General features: G+C 53.9%; 1 protein-coding gene. It reads right to left on the bottom strand.

Annotated features, from left to right (window positions below):
• Positions 1 to 230 (bottom strand): UxaA family hydrolase (locus tag LK536_RS59255; protein WP_506092395.1); only part of this gene is annotated, 230 nt, incomplete at both ends.

The following is a 230-nucleotide window of genomic DNA, read 5'->3' on the forward strand; positions in this document are numbered from 1 at the left end:
AAATGCTATCACATCCTCCACACTGCCCTTTACCATTTCCCTGGCCTGGGCCTCAAGCGCCTTGGCAATGGAATTCACACATCCTACCGTTGGAATAATCCAGATTTCATTGCGGAGACCCGCCTTGCCGTCAGACCTGCGGTAACCGGCAAAGTAAACGTGCTCCGTTGGCTGGACATCCGTTCCGTCCGGAGTATAAGCATAGGTAAGGACATCTCCCAGGGCTGTCC

Origin of the sequence: Clostridium pacaense (assembly GCF_020709765.2) — a bacterium.
GTDB lineage: Bacteria > Bacillota > Clostridia > Lachnospirales > Lachnospiraceae > Enterocloster > Enterocloster hominis.